This is a genomic window from Streptomyces sp. NPDC001056 (genome assembly GCF_053598955.1).
In genome coordinates, this window is the sequence record NZ_JBSFLI010000011.1 from 103,178 (window position 1) to 120,312 (window position 17,135).

Below are 17,135 nucleotides of genomic sequence, written 5' to 3' on the forward strand. Positions count from 1 at the left end.
GGCGGGACGTGTGGAGGGGATGCTGCTGGGGCTCGCCGCGGGGGACGCCGCGGGCTGGCCGGCCGCCCGGCACCGCGCCGCCCGCATGCCCGAGTGGACCCGCCGTCTCACCCGCGAACTGGACACCTTCGCGGAACAGAACGCGACCACCACCCTCCCCGTGCCGATCGCCCTCAACCAACCCCCCGAGCCCCTGCGCCTCGGCCCCTCCGACGACGCGGAATGGGCGGCCTTCGCCGCGGAGGCGGTGCTGCGCGCCGGTGCCGACGACGCCCTCGACGACCTCAGCCGCGACCGCCGTACCCGCGCCGCCATCGACCTCACCTGGACCGCCGTCGCCTGCGAGGTCGCCGCCGCCGCGGACCGCGCGCCGGAGATCGAGTCCGCCGTACTGCCGCTGCGCGCCCGCATCTCCGTGCGAGCCGGTCTCGGCAACCTCGCCACCGGCCTGCGCCCGCCCGCCACCGGCCACGACAACCCGCACTACTTCGACGACGCCGCCTGCGTCCGCGCCTGCGCCCTCGCCGTGGCCCACCCCGGGGACCCCGAACGCGCCGCCGCCCTCGCCGAGTTCGACGCCCGCTACACCCAGGACGGCGACGGCGTGCACGGCGCCCGGGCCATGGCGGCGGCCGTCTCGCTCGCCCTCTCCGGCGCGGACACCGACACCTGCGTCACCGCCGCCCTGGCCCAGCTCCCGGCCCACACGGAGATCGGCCGCAACGCCCGGCACGCGCTCGCCCTCGCCGAGGACGGCGCCTCCGCCTTCGCCCTCGTACCGCTCCTCGAACACCAGATCGTGGACCACGTCTACAGCTACGGCATCGCCGCCGCCGAGACCGTCCCCGTCACCCTCGCGCTGGCCACCGCCGCCGGCGGGCGCCTCGCCGAGGCCGTACCCGCCGCCGCGTGCCTGTCCCGGGTCGCCGACTCCGCCCCCGCCCTCGCGGGCGCCCTCACCGGCGCGCTCGGCGGCGCCGCGGCGATCCCGGAGCCCTGGCGGGACGCCTGCCGCATCCTGCCCGGCTGCGCCCTGCCCCGCCTCACCGGCACCGACCTGGTGGAACTCGCCGGACTCCTGGAAGCCGCGCAACCGGCCCACCCGGGAGGATGATTCGGGCATGACGCCCAAGCAACTCAAAGGCACCGGACAACCCGATCTGGACGAACGGATCACCGGCGCCCTCGTCGGCGCCGCCGTCGGCGACGCCCTCGGCGGACCGGTCGAGGGGTACTCCCCCGACCAGATCGCCGAGCGCCACGGCGGCCCCGTGCACGGCATCGTCGGCCCCTGGCACGGCGACGCCTGGCGCACCGCCCGCCCCCTCGCGCCGTACCACAAGGGCGACGGCCACGTCACCGACGACACCTTGATGACGCACGCGCTGATCCGGGTCTACGACCGCGTCCGCGACCACCTCGACGCCTACGCGCTCGCCGAGCACCTGGTCCCGGACCTGATGACCAACCCCCGCTGGATCCCCGAGCTGGAGGCGGAGGCGCTGCCGCTGCACCGCCTCTTCCTCGCCGAGAAGTGGCTGGTGGCCCGGCTCGCCTACGGGCACGCCGATCCGCGGGAGGCGGGCGTCGGCAACATCGTCAACTGCGGAGCCGCGATGTACATGGCCCCCGTCGGCCTGGTCAACGCCGCCCATCCGCAGGCCGCTTACGCCGAGGCCCTGGACATCGCCGGCGCCCACCAGTCCTCGTACGGCCGGGAGGCGGCCGGTGTCCTCGCCGCGGCCGTCGCCGCCGCCACCGCGCCGGACGCGACCCCGGACTCGGTGGTGACCGCGTGCCTGGCGCTGGCCAAGGACGGCACCCGGGAGGCGATCGAGAGGGTCTGCGAAGTGGCTTACGAACACGACGACTTCGAGTCGGCGCTCGGTCCGCTGCGCACCGCGGTCGCGCCGTACGACACCGTCGGCCCGGATTACCGCGCCCCCTCGCTCGGCGCCCGCCGCCCCTCGCGGCTGCACTCCGTCGAGGAACTGCCCGTCGCGCTCGGCATGCTGGTGGTGTCCGGCGGCGACTACCGGCACGCGGTACTCGGTTCGGTCAACTACGGCCGCGACTGCGACTCGATCGCCACCATGGCCGGTGCCCTCGCGGGCGCGCTCGGCTCGCCGGTGCCCGAGGAGTGGGCGAAGGCGGTCGCGGAGGCCAGCCGCCTGGACCTGTGGCAGCCGGCCCGCACCCTCGCCCAGGTCGCCCGGGAGGTCTTCGCCCTCGACCGCGGCCGGCGCCGCGCCCATGAGCGGGCCTTCGCCGTCCTGGGAGGTGCGCCGTGCTCCGACTGACCTGGGTCCAGCCCGAGGACCTGCTCGGCCACGAACTGCGCCAGGCCCGCCTCGACGGCCGTGAGCCGTCCCGGATCGAGGAGCGCTGGCGCGCGGCGGGCGGCCCGGACGCCCCCGAGCGCGCGGGCGCCTCCCCGCATCGCGTCTCGCGCTATCTGCGGCTGCTCGCCGAGGACCTGCTGGACGAACTCGCCGATCTGCCCAGCCGGTTGGCCGACGACGAGCCGACCGATCTGGCCGCGATCAAGGCCGCCTGCCCCGACTGGCCCACCACACGGCTGTCCGGAACGCCGGGGGCGCTCGCCTTCGAGGCGTCCTGGCTGGGCCGGGCCATCGGCTGCCTGCTGGGCAAGCCGGTCGAGAAGCTGCCCCTGGAAGCCGTCCGCGCCCTCGCCCGCGCGAGCGGGAACTGGCCGCTCACCGGCTACTTCACCGCTCGGGGCGTCCCCGCGGACCTGCTCGCCGCGCACCCGTGGAACCGCCGCTCGGCCGCCACCTCGCTCGCCGAGAACATCGACGGCATGCCCGAGGACGACGACCTCGACTACCCGCTGCTCAACCTGCTGCTGCTCCAGCGGCACGGCAAGAGCTTCACCACGACGGACGTCGCCCGGCTGTGGCTGGAGGAGCTGCCGCCCGGCCGCACGTTCACCGCGGAACGCCTCGCCTACCGCAACCTCCTCACCGGCGTGGAACCCCCGCACACCGCGCGCCACCGCAACCCGTTCCGCGAGTGGATCGGCGCCCTGATCCGTGCCGACGTGCACGGCTGGACCAACCCGGGCGACCCGGCCGCGGCGGCCGAACAGGCTTACCGGGACGCGGTGTTGACCCACACGGCCAACGGCGTCTACGCGGCCATGTTCGCCGCCGCCACCCTCGCCACGGCCGCCACCGGCGACCACGACGTCCACACCTGCCTGCGCGCGGGCCGGTCGGTCGTCCCGCACCGCTCCCGGCTGGCCCGGGCCGTCGATCACGCCGTCCGACTGGCCGCGGCGCACGAGGACTTCGACACCGTGGTGGACGAACTCCACGCCGTCTACGCCCCCACCCACCACTGGGTGCACGCCCTCCCCAACACCGCCCTGCTGGCCGCCGCGCTCACCCACGCGGACGGCGACTTCACCGGCTCGATCCGGCGGGCGGTGGCGGGCGGTCTGGACACCGACTCGGTCGGCGCGACCGCGGGCAGCGTCGCCGGGCTGCTCGCGGGCTCCCCCGCCGCGCTTCCCGAGCACTGGCGGGCCCCGCTGAAGAACCGGCTCGCCACCACCGTCGCCGACCTCGACGGCACCGGCTTCGACACCCTCGCCCACCTCACCCGCCTGGAGGCGAACCGCACATGACCCACATCACCGTCCTCGGCAGCACGAACATGGACCTCGTCACCTTCGTCGCCAAGGCCCCGCAGCGCGGCGAGACCGTGACCGGCCGGGAGTTCCGCACGATCCCCGGCGGCAAGGGTGCCAACCAGGCGATCGCCGCCGCGCGGGCCGGCGCCACCGTCTCGATGATCGGCGCGGTGGGCAACGACGCGTTCGGGACGCGGCTGCGGGACACCCTCGAACACTCCGGCGTCGACACCGACTTCCTGCGCACGGTCGAGGGCCCCTCCGGCACCGCGCACATCGTGGTGGACGACGAGGGCGGCAACTCCATCGTCGTCATCCCGGGCGCCAACGGCACCGTCGACCATCTCTCGCCCGGCGACGAGGGGCTGATCGCCTCCGCCGACACCCTGCTGCTCCAGCTGGAGATCCCGGCGGGCGCGGTGGTCGCGGGCGCCGAGGCCGCCCGTCGGCACGGGGTCCGTACGGTCCTCACCCCCTCCCCGGTCCAGCCGCTGCCGCCCGAACTCCTCGCCGCCACCGATCTGTTGGTGCCCAACCAGTACGAGGCGATCACCCTCACCGGCCGCACCGACCCGCGCGAGGCCGCCGCCGCGCTGCTGGAGCTGGTGCCGCGCGCGGTGGTCACCCTGGGCGCGACCGGCTGTCTGTACGTGGCCCGGGACGCCGCCGAGCCGCTGGTGGTGCCCGCGCCCCGGGTCGAGGCGGTGGACACCACGGGCGCGGGCGACACCTTCACCGGGGCGCTCGCGGTGGCCCTCGCCGAGGAGAAACCCGTACGGGAGGCCCTGTCCTGGGCCGCCGCCGCGGCCTCCCTCTCGGTCGAGCGGGCCGGGGCGTCGGCGTCGATGCCGTACCGCCCGGAGATCGACGCCCGGTTCACCTCGTGAGCGGGGGCACGGCGGCCCGCACGGCGGCGCTGGACGGGCTGCGGGTGCTGGACCTGGCGACGCTCTTCGCCGGGCCCATGGCCGCGACGCTGCTCGGCGACTTCGGCGCCGAGGTGATCAAGGTGGAACACCCGTCGCGCCCCGATCCGTCCCGCGGACACGGTCCGGCGAAGGACGGGGTCGGCCTGTGGTGGAAGGTGCTCGGCCGCAACAAGCGCACCATGACCCTGGACCTGTCCCGGCCGGGCGGCCGCGCCACCCTGCTGCGGCTCGCGGCCACCGCCGACGTCGTGGTCGAGAACTTCCGGCCGGGCACGCTGGAGAGGTGGGACCTGGGCTGGGCGGAGCTGTCCGCGGCCAACCCGCGGCTGGTGCTCGCCCGGGTCACCGCGTTCGGGCAGTTCGGGCCGTACGCGCACCGGCCCGGCTTCGGGACGCTCGCGGAGGCGATGAGCGGGTTCGCCGCGCTCACCGGGGAGCCGGAGGCGCCACCGGTCCTGCCGCCGTTCGGGCTCGCCGACTCGGTCGCGGGCCTCGCCACGGCGTACGCCGTGCTCACGGCGCTGGCCGCACGGGAGCGCACCGGCGCCGGACAGGTCGTGGACATGGCGATCATCGAGCCGATCCTGTCGGTGCTCGGCCCGCACCCCACCTGGTACGACCAGCTCGGCTACGTCCAGGAACGCACCGGCAACCGGTCCGCGAACAACGCCCCGCGCAACACCTACCGCACCGCCGACGGCACATGGGTGGCCGTCTCCACGTCCGCGCAGTCGGTGGCGGAGCGGGTGATGCGGCTGGTGGGGCGGCCGGAGCTGATCGAGGAGCCGTGGTTCGCCACGGGCGCGGAGCGGGCCGCGCACGCGGAGGTGCTGGACGAGGCGGTCGGCTCCTGGATCGCCGCCCGCACCCGTACGGAGGTGCTGGCGGCCTTCGAGAAGGCGGAGGCCGCGGTGGCGCCGGTGCAGGACGTGCGGGACGTGTTCGAGGACCCCCAGTACCAGGCGCTGGACACGGTGACGACCGTGCCGGACCCCGAGCTGGGTCCCTTGCGACTCCAGAACGTCCTCTTCCGCCTGTCCGCCACTCCGGGCGCGATCCGCTGGGCCGGGCGGCCGCACGGCGCGGACACCGACGCGGTCCTCGCCGAGCTGGGCCTCGCCCCGGCCGACATCGCCGCCCTGCGCGCGGAGGGCGCCCTGTGACCCCGCTGACCTGGCTGTACGTCCCCGGGGACCGGCCGCATGTGATCGCCAAGGCGCTGGTGGCGGGCGCGGACGTGGTGGTGATCGACCTGGAGGACGCGGTGGCGCCCGACCGCAAGGAGTACGCGCGCGCGGTCGCGGCGGACCTCCTCGTACAGCCGCAGCCGGTGCCGGTGCATGTGCGGGTGAACGCCCTGGACACGCCGTGGGCGGCGGCGGACCTGGCGGCACTGAGGAGTCTGCGGGGGCTGTCGGGCCTGCGGCTGCCGAAGGTGACGGGCCCGTCGGAGGTGCGCCATGTCGCGGCCGCCGTCCCCCTCCCCCTCTACGCGCTGCTGGAGTCGGCGCTGGCCGTCGAGCACGCGTACGCCATCGCCGGTGCGCATCCGTCCCTGCGGGGCATCTCCCTGGGCGAGGCGGATCTCCGGGCGGACCTCGGGGTACGGGCCGACGCGGGGCTCGACTGGCCGCGCTCCCGGGTGGTCGTCGCGGCCCGCGCGGCCGGGCTGCCGCCGCCCCCGCAGACGGTCCACCCCGACATCCGCGACCTCGACGGCCTCGCCGCCTCCTGCGCCCACGGCCGGGCCCTCGGTTTCCTCGGCCGCGCCGCGATCCACCCGCGCCAGCTCCCGGTCATCGAGCGCGCCTACCTCCCCACCCCCGCGGAGCTGGACCACGCCGAGACCGTCGTCGAGGCCGCCGCCACCGACCCCGGCGCCCAGGCGCTCCCCGACGGCCGCTTCATCGACGCGGCGGTGGTGGCCATGGCCCGCCGGACGCTCTCGCTGGCCCGGCGCGGATGAGGGCTCCGGCGGGGCCGACGCCGGTCGGACACCGCCGGACACGCGCGGAGGGCGCCCGGGGATCTCCGGGCGCCCTCCGCGTCGTACGAACCGCTCGTCAGCTCTTCTTCGTCGCCGACTCGGTCTCCTCGGCGGCCGTCTCCGGTTCGTCCGCCGGCTCCGGGGCGGACTCCCCGGGCTCGGCGTCCGTCTTCGCGCCCTCCGCCGAACCGCCGGAGGCTTCGGAGGCTTCGGAGGCTTCGGAGGCGAGGGGTTCGACGATCTCCTCGCGGCCGGGGCGGAGGCGGGCCGAGACGATCATGTAGGTGACCGCCAGGAGGAAGACGATCAGGGCGGTCCAGTCGTTCAGGCGCAGGCCGAGGATGTGGTGGGCGTCGTCCACCCGCATGTACTCGATCCAGCCGCGGCCGACGCAGTACGCGGCGACGTAGAGGGCGAACGCGCGGCCGTGGCCCAGCTTGAAGCGGCGGTCGGCCCACATGACCAGGAAGGCGACGCCGATGCACCACAGGGACTCGTAGAGGAAGGTCGGGTGGTAGTAGCCCGGCACCCGGCCGCCCTCGGAGGAGGTGATGTGCAGGGCCCAGGGGACGTGGGTCTCCCTGCCGTACAGCTCCTGGTTGAACCAGTTGCCCCAGCGCCCCATGGCCTGCGCGAGGGCGATGCCGGGGGCGACGGCGTCGGCGTACGCGGGCATCGGGATGCCCCGCCGCCGCGCCCCGATCCACGCGCCCAGCGCGCCCAGCGCGATCGCGCCCCAGATGCCCAGGCCGCCCTGCCACACCTTGAACGCGTCCACCCAGTCACGGCCGGGGCTGAAGTACAGCTCGTAGTCGGTGATCACGTGGTAGAGCCGGCCGCCGACCAGACCGAACGGCACGGCCCACACCGCGATGTCGGCGACCGTGCCGGACTGGCCGCCCCGGGCGATCCAGCGCCGGTTGCCGAGCCAGACGGCGATGAAGACGCCGATGATGATGCAGAAGGCGTAACCGCGCAGCGGGATGGGGCCGAGATACAGCACCCCGCGGGACGGGCTGGGGATGTAGGCAAGTTCCATGGCAGGTCCGACGCTACCGTGCCGGGCCCCGGCGACACCAAGCCGCCTGGCTACGGGTCCGTAACAGGGACGTGAGAATCGCTTACCCGCGGGCCGCCGACTCCACCATCTGCTTGAGCTTGGCGGGGGTCATCGTCTGGTCCTGGTAGATGTTCTTCCCGCCGAGCAGCACCGTGGGCGTGCCGGTGAGGCCGCCGCTCTGGAATGCCTTCTGGGAGCGGTCCACCCAGCCGTCGTGCGTCCCCGTGTTCACACACGTGCGGAACACCGGCGTGTCCAGGCCGCCGACCTTGCCCGCCAGCGTGATCAGCTTGGGGTTGCTCGCGAAGGCGTCGTCGGTCTCCTTGGGCTGGTTCGAGTACAGCACGTCGTGGAAGTCACGGAACTTCCCGGCGTCCTGGGCGCACGCCGCCGCGTTGGCCGAGCGCAGGGAGCCGGTGCCGCCGAGATTGCCGTCGATCAGCCGGACCAGGTGGTACTCGATCCGGAGCTTGCCGGAGTCGACCAGTTCATGCAGCGTGGGCCGGTACGCCGCCTCGAAGGCCTGGCAGGCGGGGCAGCGGAAGTCCTCCCAGACCGTGAGCGTCGACTTTGCGCCGTCCTGGCCGACCGGGATCGCGAGGCTGTCCTTGCCCTGGGCGCCGGAGGGGGCCACGACCGGGCCGGCGTCACTGCTCGACTTGTTCTTCCCCGCGTTCGCGGCGATCACGCCGATCACCGCCGCCAGGGCCAGCACGCAGAAGACGCCGGCGCCCACGATCAGGGTGCGCCGCCGCTTCTCCGCGGACTTCTGCTTCTCGCGCTCGACCGCCAGCCGCTCCCGGGCGGTCCGCTTTCCGTCACGGTTCTTCTCGCTCACACCCCCAGAACGAACCGGGGAGGCGCAGCGCGCCTCCCCGACCCGAGGTCCACCCGTTCGAGTGACCGTAATGACCTGGTATGCGACGTCCCGAGCGGTTACGCCTGCCCGCGCACGCCCTTCGCCAGGTCCCCGGCCAGCTCGCGCACCGCCGCCATGCCGGACGCGTGGTCCGGGGCGTCCAGCATCCGCTTGACGAAGGCCGAGCCGACGATCACACCGTCGGCGAAGGAGGCGACCTCGGCGGCCTGGACCGCGTTGGAGACGCCGAGGCCGACGCAGACGGGCAGGGGGGTGCCGGTGGCGCGGGTGCGTTCCACCAGGTCCTGGGCCTGCGCGCCGACGGACTCCCGGGTGCCGGTGACGCCCATGAGCGAGGCGGCGTAGACGAAGCCGCTGCCCGCCGCGGTGATCTCGGCGAGCCGCGCCTCCTTGCTGCTCGGCGCCACCACGAAGACCGTGCCGAGGCCGTGCTTCTCGGCGTGTTCGCGCCACAGCGCCGACTCCTGCACCGGCAGGTCGGGCAGGATGCAGCCCGCGCCCCCCGCCTCGGCCAGCTCGGCGGTGAACCGCTCGACGCCGTAGCGGTCGACGGGGTTCCAGTACGTCATCACGAGCACGGGCTTGCCGGTGGCCGCGTGGGCCTCCCTGACCGTGCGCATCACGTCCGCGATCTTGACGCCGCCGCGCAGGGCGATGTCGTCGGCGGTCTGGATGACCGGGCCGTCCAGGACCGGGTCGCTGTGCGGCAGGCCCACCTCGACCACGTCGGCGCCGCCGTCGAAGACGTTCTTGATCGCCTCGATGCCGCCGTCCACGGTCGGGAACCCGGCCGGCAGGTAGGCGATGAGCGCGGCCCGGCCCTCGGCCTTGGCGGCGGCGAGGGTGTCCGTCAACAGCTGAAGATTCCCGCTCACTTGGCGTCCCCCTCGATCTCGGCGGTGGCGGCGGCGTCCGCGGCCACCTCGGCGTCGGTGTCGTACAGCCCGAAGTAGCGGGCCGCGGTGTCCATGTCCTTGTCGCCGCGCCCGGAGAGGTTGACGACGATCAGCCCGTCCGGACCCAGCTCCTTGCCGACGTCCAGGGCGCCGGCGAGGGCGTGGGCGCTCTCGATGGCCGGGATGATGCCCTCGGTGCGCGACAGCAGGCGCAGGGCCTGCATGGCGGCGTCGTCGGTGACCGCGCGGTACTCCCCGCGCCCGGAGTCCTTGAGGTAGGCGTGCTCGGGCCCGATGCCGGGGTAGTCCAGACCGGCCGAGATCGAGTACGGCTCGGTGATCTGGCCTTCCTCGTCCTGGAGGACGTAGGAGCGGGAGCCGTGCAGGATGCCGGGCTCGCCCGCGGTCAGGGTCGCCGCGTGCTCGCCGGTCTCGATGCCGTGGCCCGCCGGTTCGCAGCCGATGAGGCGGACATCCGGGTCGGGGATGAAGGCGTGGAAGAGACCGATGGCGTTGGAGCCGCCACCGACGCAGGCGACGGCCGCGTCCGGGAGGCGCCCCGCGCGCTCCAGGATCTGGCGGCGGGCCTCGACGCCGATGACCCGGTGGAAGTCGCGGACCATGGCCGGGAAGGGGTGCGGGCCCGCGACGGTGCCGAACAGGTAGTGGGTGCGGTCGACGTTGGCGACCCAGTCGCGGAACGCCTCGTTGATGGCGTCCTTGAGGGTGCGGCTGCCGGACTTCACGGCCACGACCTCGGCACCGAGAATGCGCATCCGGGCCACGTTCAGGGCCTGGCGCTCGGTGTCGATCTCGCCCATGTAGATGGTGCAGTCGAGGCCGAACAGCGCGCAGGCGGTGGCGGTGGCGACGCCGTGCTGGCCCGCGCCGGTCTCGGCGATGACGCGGGTCTTGCCCATGCGCTTGGTGAGCAGCGCCTGGCCGAGCACGTTGTTGATCTTGTGGGAACCGGTGTGGTTCAGGTCCTCGCGCTTGAGGAACACCCGGGCGCCACCGGCGTGTTCGGCGAACCGGGGCACCTCGGTGAGCGCCGAGGGGCGTCCCGTGTAGTTGACCATCAGGTCGTCGAGTTCGCGGGCGAACTCGGGGTCCTGCCTGGCCTTGTCGTACTCGACGGCGACCTCGTCCACGGCGGCGACGAGGGCCTCCGGGATGAACTTGCCGCCGAACGCCCCGAAGTAGCCTTCGGAACTGGGGACCTGACCCTCCGGGGCAGGGAAGAAGTAGTTGCTGGGCATGCCAGTACCTCACGGTGAGTGCGTGTGAAAAGACACTGTTCGCCGTGGGGGCGGAGCTGATGGGGCGACTTCAGGCCGTACGTGGCCGGTCGCGCAGTTCCCCGCGCCCCATGGGGGCGCGATGCCATCGACGTCCGTTCACCTGTCCCGGCTCGTCACCGATGACGTAGCGCACCCGGCGGCCGTGGACGCGCCGGGCGGGGGCGCGGCAGCCCCTCGGGCGGCAGCCGCGCGCCAGGCGGGCGTAGCGGTCCACGGTCGTCACGGTGATCACGGGGTCAGCCTAGCGGGAGATCAGTCGCGGCCGTGCCGCAGCGCGGGGTGTTCGCCCGCGGCGACCAGGTCGGCGACGGCGGTCTTCGGGTCGCGGCCGGTGACCAGGGACTCGCCGACCAGGACGGCGTCGGCGCCGGCGTTGGCGTAGGCGATCAGGTCGTGCGGGCCGCGGACGCCGGACTCGGCGACCTTGACGATGTTCTCCGGGATCTCGGGGGCGATCCGCTCGAAGGTGCCGCGGTCGACCTCAAGGGTCTTGAGGTTGCGCGCGTTGACGCCGATGACCCGGGCGCCCGCGGCGACGGCGCGCTCGGCCTCCTCCTCGTCGTGCACCTCGACCAGCGGGGTGAGACCGATGGAGACGGCACGCTCGATCAGGGACTCCAGGGCCGGCTGCTCCAGGGCGGCCACGATCAGCAGCGCGAGGTCGGCGCCGTACGCGCGGGCCTCCCACAGCTGGTACGACGTGACGATGAAGTCCTTGCGCAGCACCGGGATGTCCACGCGGGCGCGGACGGCCTCCAGGTCGGCGAGGGAGCCGCCGAAGCGGCGCTGCTCGGTGAGGACGGAGATGACGGACGCGCCGCCCGCCTCGTAGTCCGCGGCGAGACCGGCCGGGTCGGCGATCGCGGCGAGCGCGCCCTTGGAGGGGCTGGAGCGCTTGACCTCGCAGATCACCTTGACGCCGTCGCCCTTGAGCGCGGCCACCCCGTCCTTGGCGGCGGGCGCCTTGGCCGCGCGCTCCTTGAGCTCGTCGAGGCTGACGCGCGCCTGCCGCTCCGCGAGGTCGGCACGGACTCCGTCGATGATCTCGTCGAGCACACTCACGCGAGCGGCCCCCTTCCAGACGGTCGATTCCTTCAGGTGATGAAAACCCGTGGTCCCTCGATGGTATCCGGAGCAGGGCCGAGGCCTCGCATCCGGTGGACGCCGGTTTCACTCCTTGGACACCGGCGTCGCAGGTCAGGGGTGCAGCCAGGCGCCGAACGGCAGATTGCGCACGACGGTGAACACCAGCAGCAGCGCGCCGACGGCCCACATCTGGGCGGAGCCGAGCCGGAGCTGTGCGGGCCGGCCGCGCCATGCCCGTGCGGCCCAGACCACCCACAGCACGGCGAAGAGGAAGTAGCCGGCCACGGCGGGCGCGTTGTCGTGCAGCGCGGCCGTCAGGTCCCCGTGCACGAACGCGTGCGCGCTGCGCAGTCCGCCGCAGCCGGGGCAGTACAGGCCGGTGAACCGGTAGAGGGGGCAGACCGGGTAGTGGCCGGGGTGGTTCGGATCGACGGCCCCGACGTAGGCGAAGGCGCCGACGACGGCCGCGAGCACACCGGCGGGGGTGACGAGGCGCCGCCACCGGGGCGCGGGCGGGGCGGCCGGGGCACCGGGCCGGGCGGCGGCCGGGACGGCGCCCCCGGGCCACGGGCCGGCCGGGGCGGCTGCGGTGGCCGGCCCGAGGTCGGCCGGGACGAGGGCGGGGGGCGCGGCGGGCGGGGCCGGTCGGTTGGCGACGGTCACGGGAGCATTCTCGCCGAGACGGCCGCCGCGCGCGCGGGAAAAGACCGGCGCGCGGACCCCGTCGACCGCGAAGGGCGGCCCGGCTCCGTCAGGAACACCGGGCCGCCCTGGAAGAAGCGGTGCCGTACTCGGCCGCTCAGCTCTCCACCGCGACCGGCTCGCGCGCGGCGACCGGGGTGCCGCCGACCATCGCGAGGGGCTTCGCGTCGTGGCCGAGGCCCATGGCCTTCATGATCCCGCCGACGACCGCGCCGCCGATGATGAGAGCCATGCCGGCCCAGAAGCCGACGACGCTGCCCATCACCATCAGGGCGCCGGCGACCAGGAAACCGATGAAGGAAATGATGACGCCGGTCCAGGCGGCCGGGGTGTGACCGTGGCCGTGGCTGCTGCCCGCCATGTCTGTGCTCCTCGTTGCTGTGTACGTGTCCCAGAAGAGCGACGTACGTGTCGTACGGCTCCGAGCCCGCCCGATCACTGTCCGAGCCGGACGCTCGTCGTCCATTGTTCCGTACGCGCACGCGCGCCGGACGCGGGGGTGGCGTCTGGTTCGCCACATCCGCGGGGTCAGGCGCCGGTGGGATCCTCGCCCCGGTCCAGGGCCTTCCAGATCTCCTCGGGCCGCTCCGGGTCGACCGGCCGGGCCGTCTTCCGCGGGCGGTCGGTGCCGCGCTCGTAGCGCCCGGACATGGCGGGCCAGGCACGGCCGAAGCGCAGGGCGAGCAGCCCGGCGAGCAGGATCAGCAGACCGCCGGCGGCCGCCACGTAGGGCCAGCCGGTGTGGGTCAGGGACGCGACCGTGGCGGTGGTGTCGCCGCTGGCCTGGGCGGCCTTCTCGTCCAGCGCGGTGCTGTCGGAGGCGGAGACCAGGGCGGCGGCCATGATGCCGACACCGGAGAGCGCGAGCAGTCCGGCGACCAGGACCCGGCCGGCCCGGCGTACGGCGAAGACGGCGACGAGCGCGGCGAGGCCCACTATGGCGAGGGCCGCGGGCACGCCCGTGACGTCGCTGCCCTTCGCGGTGAGCGGGAACGCGCCGCCGGCCACCGACGCGGTGCCCTCCGCCCAGCGCTGCCGGCTGGCGAGCAGCGCCACGGCCGCGCCGAGCGCGCCGAACAGGAGGGCCATGGCGAGGCTCCGGCGGCCGGACCGGGTGGGCGCGGCGGCTTCGGAACGGGGGTGAGGAACGGCAGTCACGTACTCCACTATCGCCTGACCCTCCATGGAACCGTCATCCGGGTCCGTCAACCCACGGCCGCGCCTTCTTTCGGTCATGAATCACCCAGTAACACGGCATGAACATTACAGATACGGCAAAGGAAGATCCCCGGCCCGGTATCCGTCTTGTTGACGTGCTCCCGACATCCGTACGTTCTGCGCGACCCGGGCGCACCCGTGCCACCAGGTCGAATCGCGCACCCCCCACAGCCCTTTCCGCCCTACCCGTCTCGCGGAGGACGTACGTTGCGCAGAACCGTTTCCCTCACCACCGTGGCCACCCTTGCCACGGCCGCCCTCGCCCTGGCCGCCCCCGTCGGCCAGGCGGCCCAGGCCACCTCCCACGGCGTCACCGTCGCCCACGCCTGCGCCGCCCCGGCGAAGGGCCAGATGGCCTGTAAGGCCCTCCAGGTCACCGGGGGCACCCCGAAGTCGGCGCACGCCGAGACCGACCTGACCGCGGCCGCCGCTCCCTCCGGCTACGGCCCCGCCTCGCTCCAGGCCGCCTACAACCTGCCCTCCGCGACGGGCGGTTCGGGCCAGACGGTGGCGATCGTCGACGCCTACGACGACCCGAACGCCGAGGCCGACCTCGCCGTCTACCGCTCCCAGTACGGCCTGTCCGCCTGCACCACGGCCAACGGCTGCTTCAAGAAGGTCGACCAGAACGGCGGCACCAGCTACCCGCGCGGCGACTCCGGCTGGGCCGAGGAGATCTCCCTCGACCTCGACATGGTCAGCGCCGCCTGCCCCAACTGCAAGATCCTGCTGGTGGAGGCCAGTTCGGCCAGCATGACCAACCTCGGCACCGCCGTGAACACCGCGGTGAAGCTGGGCGCGAAGTTCGTCTCCAACAGCTACGGCGGCTCCGAGTCCTCCAGCGACTCGACGTACGACTCCTCGTACTTCAACCACCCGGGTGTCGCCATCACCGTCTCCTCCGGTGACAACGGCTACGGCACCGAGTACCCGGCGGCCTCCCCGTACGTGACGGCGGTGGGCGGCACCTCCCTCAACTCGGCCTCCAACTCCCGCGGCTGGACCGACAGCGTGTGGAGCGGTGCGGGCTCCGGCTGCTCCAAGTACAGCTCCAAGCCGAGCTGGCAGAAGGACACCGGCTGCGCCCTGCGCACGGTCGCGGACGTCTCGGCGGTCGCCGACCCGAACACCGGTGTCGCGGTGTACGACAGCTACCGCTCGGCCACCGGCTGGATGGTCTTCGGCGGCACCAGCGCCTCCTCCCCGCTGATCGCGGCGACCTACGCGCTGGGCGGCGCCCCGTCGGCCGGCTCCTACCCGGCGTCCTTCCCGTACGCGCACACCTCGGCGCTGTACGACGTGACCAGCGGCTCCAACGGCAGCTGCGGCGGCTCCTACCTGTGCACCGGCACCACCGGGTACGACGGTCCGTCCGGGCTCGGCGTCCCGAACGGCACCGCCGCCTTCACCGGCTGAACGCTCCGGTGAGTCAGAGCCGGTTGGCCGTGTGAACGGCGCGGAGGACCGCCGCCGCCTTGTTGCGGCACTCCTGGTCCTCCGCCACCGGGTCGGAGTCGGCGACGATGCCGGCTCCGGCCTGCACGTATGCCGTGCCGTCGCGCAGCAGCGCGGTACGGATCGCGATCGCGGTGTCGGAGTCCCCCGCGAAGTCCAGGTAGCCGACGCAGCCGCCGTACAGACCGCGCCGGGACGGCTCCAGTTCGTCGATGATCTGCATCGCGCGGGGCTTGGGGGCGCCGGAGAGGGTGCCGGCGGGGAAGCAGGCCGTGAGCACGTCGAAGGCGGTACGGCCGCCGGCGACCCGCCCGGTGACGGTGGAGACGATGTGCATCACGTGCGAGTAGCGCTCGATGGACATGAAGTCGACCACCTCCACCGAGCCCGGCTCGCAGACCCGCCCGAGGTCGTTGCGCCCGAGGTCGACCAGCATCAGGTGCTCGGCGCGCTCCTTGGGGTCGGCGAGCAGCTCCTCGGCGAGCGCCTGGTCCTCCTGCGGAGTGGCGCCGCGGGGCCGGGTGCCGGCGATGGGGTGCACCATGGCACGCCCGTCCTCGACCTTGACCAGGGCCTCGGGCGAGGAGCCGACGACGTCGAAGGCGCCTCCGTCCCCGTGGGGGAACCGGAACAGGTACATGTACGGCGACGGGTTCGTCGCCCGCAGCACCCGGTAGACGTCGAGCGCGCTCGCCGTGCACGGGGTCTCGAAGCGCTGGGACGGTACGACCTGGAAGGCCTCGCCCGCGCGGATGCGCTCCTTGACGTCCTCGACGGCGCGCCGGAAGTCGGGGCCGCCCCACAGCGCGGTGTACTCGGGCAGCTCGGAGGGCGGCAGCGCGGCCGGGGGCTGGGCCACCGGGCGGCCCAGGTCGGCCTCCATGGCGTCGAGGCGGGCCACCGCGTCGGCGTACGCCTCGTCCACGCCGGTGTCCAGGTCGTTGTGGTTGATCGCGTTGGCGATCAGCAGGACCGAGCCCTCCCAGTGGTCCATCACGGCGAGGTCGCTGGTCAGGAGCATGGTCAGCTCGGGCAGCCCCAGGTCGTCGCGCTCGCCGGGGCCGATCTTCTCCAGACGGCGCACGATGTCGTAGCCCAGGTAGCCGACCATGCCGCCGGTGAAGGGCGGCAGGCCCTCCTCGTGCGGGGTGTGCAGGGTCTGGAGGGTGGCGCGCAGGACCTTGAGCGGGTCGCCGTCGACGGGGACGCCGACCGGCGGGGTGCCCAGCCAGTGGGCCGCGCCGTCGCGGGTGGTGAGGGTGGCGGCGCTGCGGACGCCCACGAAGGAGTAGCGCGACCACTGGAAGGCCGTACGGCCGTTCTCCGCGGACTCCAGCAGGAAGGTCCCGGGGCGTTCGCCGGCCAGCTTGCGGTAGAGGGCGACGGGGGTGTCGCCGTCGGCGAGGAGCTTGCGGGTGACCGGGATGACGCGCCGGTCGGCGGCGAGCTTGCGGAAGGTCTCCAGGTCCATGTCGGCGGGCCTCACTGGTCCGCGCCGGACGGCAGACCGGCGTCCTTGAGGAGCACGTCCTCGTCGAAGCAGGTGCGCGCGCCGGTGTGGCAGGCGGCGCCCTCCTGGTCGACCTGGACCAGCACGGTGTCGGCGTCGCAGTCCAGCGCGACCGACTTGACCCACTGGACGTGGCCCGAGGTGTCGCCCTTGACCCAGTACTCCTGGCGGCTGCGCGACCAGTAGGTGCAGCGGCCGGTGGTCAGGGTCCGGTGCAGCGCCTCGTCGTCCATCCAGCCGAGCATGAGCACCTCTCCGGTGTCGTGCTGCTGGGCGATGGCGGGCAGGAGGCCGTCGGCGCTGCGCTTGAGGCGGGCGGCGATCTCCGGGGCGAGGCCGCTGGCGGGGACACCGCGGCGCGACGCGCCTCCCTGCGGGGCGGTGCTCGGGTGACGGGCGGGCGGGCCGGGCGTACTGGTCATGGATGCCATTGTGCCGCGCCCTGCCGGCAGCACC

At 73.9% G+C, this 17,135-nt stretch carries 18 protein-coding genes; 7 read left to right on the forward strand and 11 right to left on the reverse strand.

Translation table 11 applies throughout. The features are described 5' to 3' along the window. The first annotated feature begins 19 nt into the window (after window positions 1–19). The 6 genes from ACWDD7_RS15820 to ACWDD7_RS15845 all read left to right on the forward strand — a co-directional run bounded on the left by ACWDD7_RS15820 (window position 20) and on the right by ACWDD7_RS15845 (window position 6,550). On the forward strand, window positions 20–1,114 hold the full coding sequence (locus ACWDD7_RS15820) for an ADP-ribosylglycohydrolase family protein (RefSeq protein WP_450457781.1): 1,095 nt from the start codon (window positions 20–22) through the stop codon (window positions 1,112–1,114). Between the two features lie 7 nt (window positions 1,115–1,121). Beyond that, on the forward strand, window positions 1,122–2,300 hold the full coding sequence (locus ACWDD7_RS15825) for an ADP-ribosylglycohydrolase family protein (protein ID WP_450457718.1): 1,179 nt from the start codon (window positions 1,122–1,124) through the stop codon (window positions 2,298–2,300). Next, entirely contained in the window at window positions 2,288–3,649 is a 1,362-nt protein-coding gene (locus ACWDD7_RS15830; protein ID WP_450457719.1) for an ADP-ribosylglycohydrolase family protein, read from the forward strand. The genes ACWDD7_RS15825 and ACWDD7_RS15830 overlap by 13 nt, the downstream gene beginning before the upstream one ends. After that, window positions 3,646–4,542: a ribokinase gene (rbsK, locus tag ACWDD7_RS15835; RefSeq protein WP_450457720.1), complete on the forward strand. Its 897-nt coding sequence runs from the start codon at window positions 3,646–3,648 to the stop codon at window positions 4,540–4,542. Before ACWDD7_RS15830 ends, rbsK begins: the two co-directional genes overlap by 4 nt. Window positions 4,543–4,619: 77 nt before the next feature. Continuing rightward, on the forward strand, window positions 4,620–5,747 hold the full coding sequence (locus ACWDD7_RS15840; RefSeq protein ID WP_450457782.1) for a CaiB/BaiF CoA transferase family protein: 1,128 nt from the start codon (window positions 4,620–4,622) through the stop codon (window positions 5,745–5,747). Further along, the gene (locus ACWDD7_RS15845) at window positions 5,744–6,550 is read left to right on the forward strand and encodes an HpcH/HpaI aldolase/citrate lyase family protein (RefSeq protein ID WP_450457721.1); all 807 of its coding nucleotides are present in this window, start codon (window positions 5,744–5,746) and stop codon (window positions 6,548–6,550) included. Before ACWDD7_RS15840 ends, ACWDD7_RS15845 begins: the two co-directional genes overlap by 4 nt. A 97-nt stretch (window positions 6,551–6,647) precedes the next feature. On the opposite strand, the gene lgt is transcribed toward ACWDD7_RS15845, so the two are convergent. From lgt to ACWDD7_RS15890, 9 genes are all read right to left on the reverse strand, one after another. Beyond that, on the reverse strand, window positions 6,648–7,610 hold the full coding sequence (gene lgt, locus ACWDD7_RS15850; protein WP_450457722.1) for a prolipoprotein diacylglyceryl transferase: 963 nt from the start codon (window positions 7,608–7,610) through the stop codon (window positions 6,648–6,650). Between the two features lie 82 nt (window positions 7,611–7,692). Then, entirely contained in the window at window positions 7,693–8,469 is a 777-nt protein-coding gene (locus ACWDD7_RS15855; RefSeq protein ID WP_450457723.1) for a DsbA family protein, read from the reverse strand. A gap of 98 nt (window positions 8,470–8,567) precedes the next feature. Then, the gene (gene trpA / locus ACWDD7_RS15860) at window positions 8,568–9,386 is read right to left on the reverse strand and encodes a tryptophan synthase subunit alpha (RefSeq protein ID WP_450457724.1); all 819 of its coding nucleotides are present in this window, start codon (window positions 9,384–9,386) and stop codon (window positions 8,568–8,570) included. After that, window positions 9,383–10,666 carry a tryptophan synthase subunit beta gene (gene trpB, locus ACWDD7_RS15865; protein WP_351873753.1) on the reverse strand — a complete coding sequence of 428 codons (1,284 nt, stop codon included), beginning with the start codon at window positions 10,664–10,666 and terminating at the stop codon, window positions 9,383–9,385. Before trpB ends, trpA begins: the two co-directional genes overlap by 4 nt. 70 nt (window positions 10,667–10,736) lie before the next feature. Beyond that, window positions 10,737–10,940 carry a tryptophan biosynthesis modulator TrpM gene (gene trpM / locus ACWDD7_RS15870; protein ID WP_285553815.1) on the reverse strand — a complete coding sequence of 68 codons (204 nt, stop codon included), beginning with the start codon at window positions 10,938–10,940 and terminating at the stop codon, window positions 10,737–10,739. A 20-nt stretch (window positions 10,941–10,960) separates the two neighbouring features. After that, a complete protein-coding gene (gene trpC / locus ACWDD7_RS15875; protein WP_351873757.1) occupies window positions 10,961–11,770 on the reverse strand; it encodes an indole-3-glycerol phosphate synthase TrpC in 810 nt (269 codons plus the stop codon). Window positions 11,771–11,905: 135 nt separating this feature from the next. Then, window positions 11,906–12,457, reverse strand: a complete 552-nt coding sequence (locus ACWDD7_RS15880) for a DUF2752 domain-containing protein (protein WP_450457725.1) — start codon at window positions 12,455–12,457, stop codon at window positions 11,906–11,908. A 136-nt stretch (window positions 12,458–12,593) separates the two neighbouring features. Then, window positions 12,594–12,857 (reverse strand): HGxxPAAW family protein, encoded by a 264-nt coding sequence (locus ACWDD7_RS15885; RefSeq protein WP_351873763.1) that lies wholly within the window; start codon window positions 12,855–12,857, stop codon window positions 12,594–12,596. Window positions 12,858–13,024: 167 nt separating this feature from the next. Next, window positions 13,025–13,663: a TIGR02234 family membrane protein gene (locus ACWDD7_RS15890; RefSeq protein ID WP_392211250.1), complete on the reverse strand. Its 639-nt coding sequence runs from the start codon at window positions 13,661–13,663 to the stop codon at window positions 13,025–13,027. A gap of 258 nt (window positions 13,664–13,921) precedes the next feature. On the opposite strand from ACWDD7_RS15890, the gene ACWDD7_RS15895 reads away from it, so the two are divergent. Beyond that, the gene (locus tag ACWDD7_RS15895) at window positions 13,922–15,130 is read left to right on the forward strand and encodes a S53 family peptidase (RefSeq protein WP_450457726.1); all 1,209 of its coding nucleotides are present in this window, start codon (window positions 13,922–13,924) and stop codon (window positions 15,128–15,130) included. A 13-nt stretch (window positions 15,131–15,143) separates the two neighbouring features. On the opposite strand, the gene ACWDD7_RS15900 is transcribed toward ACWDD7_RS15895, so the two are convergent. Both ACWDD7_RS15900 and hisI read right to left on the reverse strand, forming a co-directional pair. Next, a complete protein-coding gene (locus ACWDD7_RS15900) occupies window positions 15,144–16,640 on the reverse strand; it encodes an anthranilate synthase component I (protein ID WP_450457727.1) in 1,497 nt (498 codons plus the stop codon). An 11-nt stretch (window positions 16,641–16,651) separates the two neighbouring features. Then, window positions 16,652–17,101 (reverse strand): phosphoribosyl-AMP cyclohydrolase, encoded by a 450-nt coding sequence (hisI, locus tag ACWDD7_RS15905; protein WP_351873775.1) that lies wholly within the window; start codon window positions 17,099–17,101, stop codon window positions 16,652–16,654. Between the last annotated feature and the right edge of the window lie 34 nt (window positions 17,102–17,135).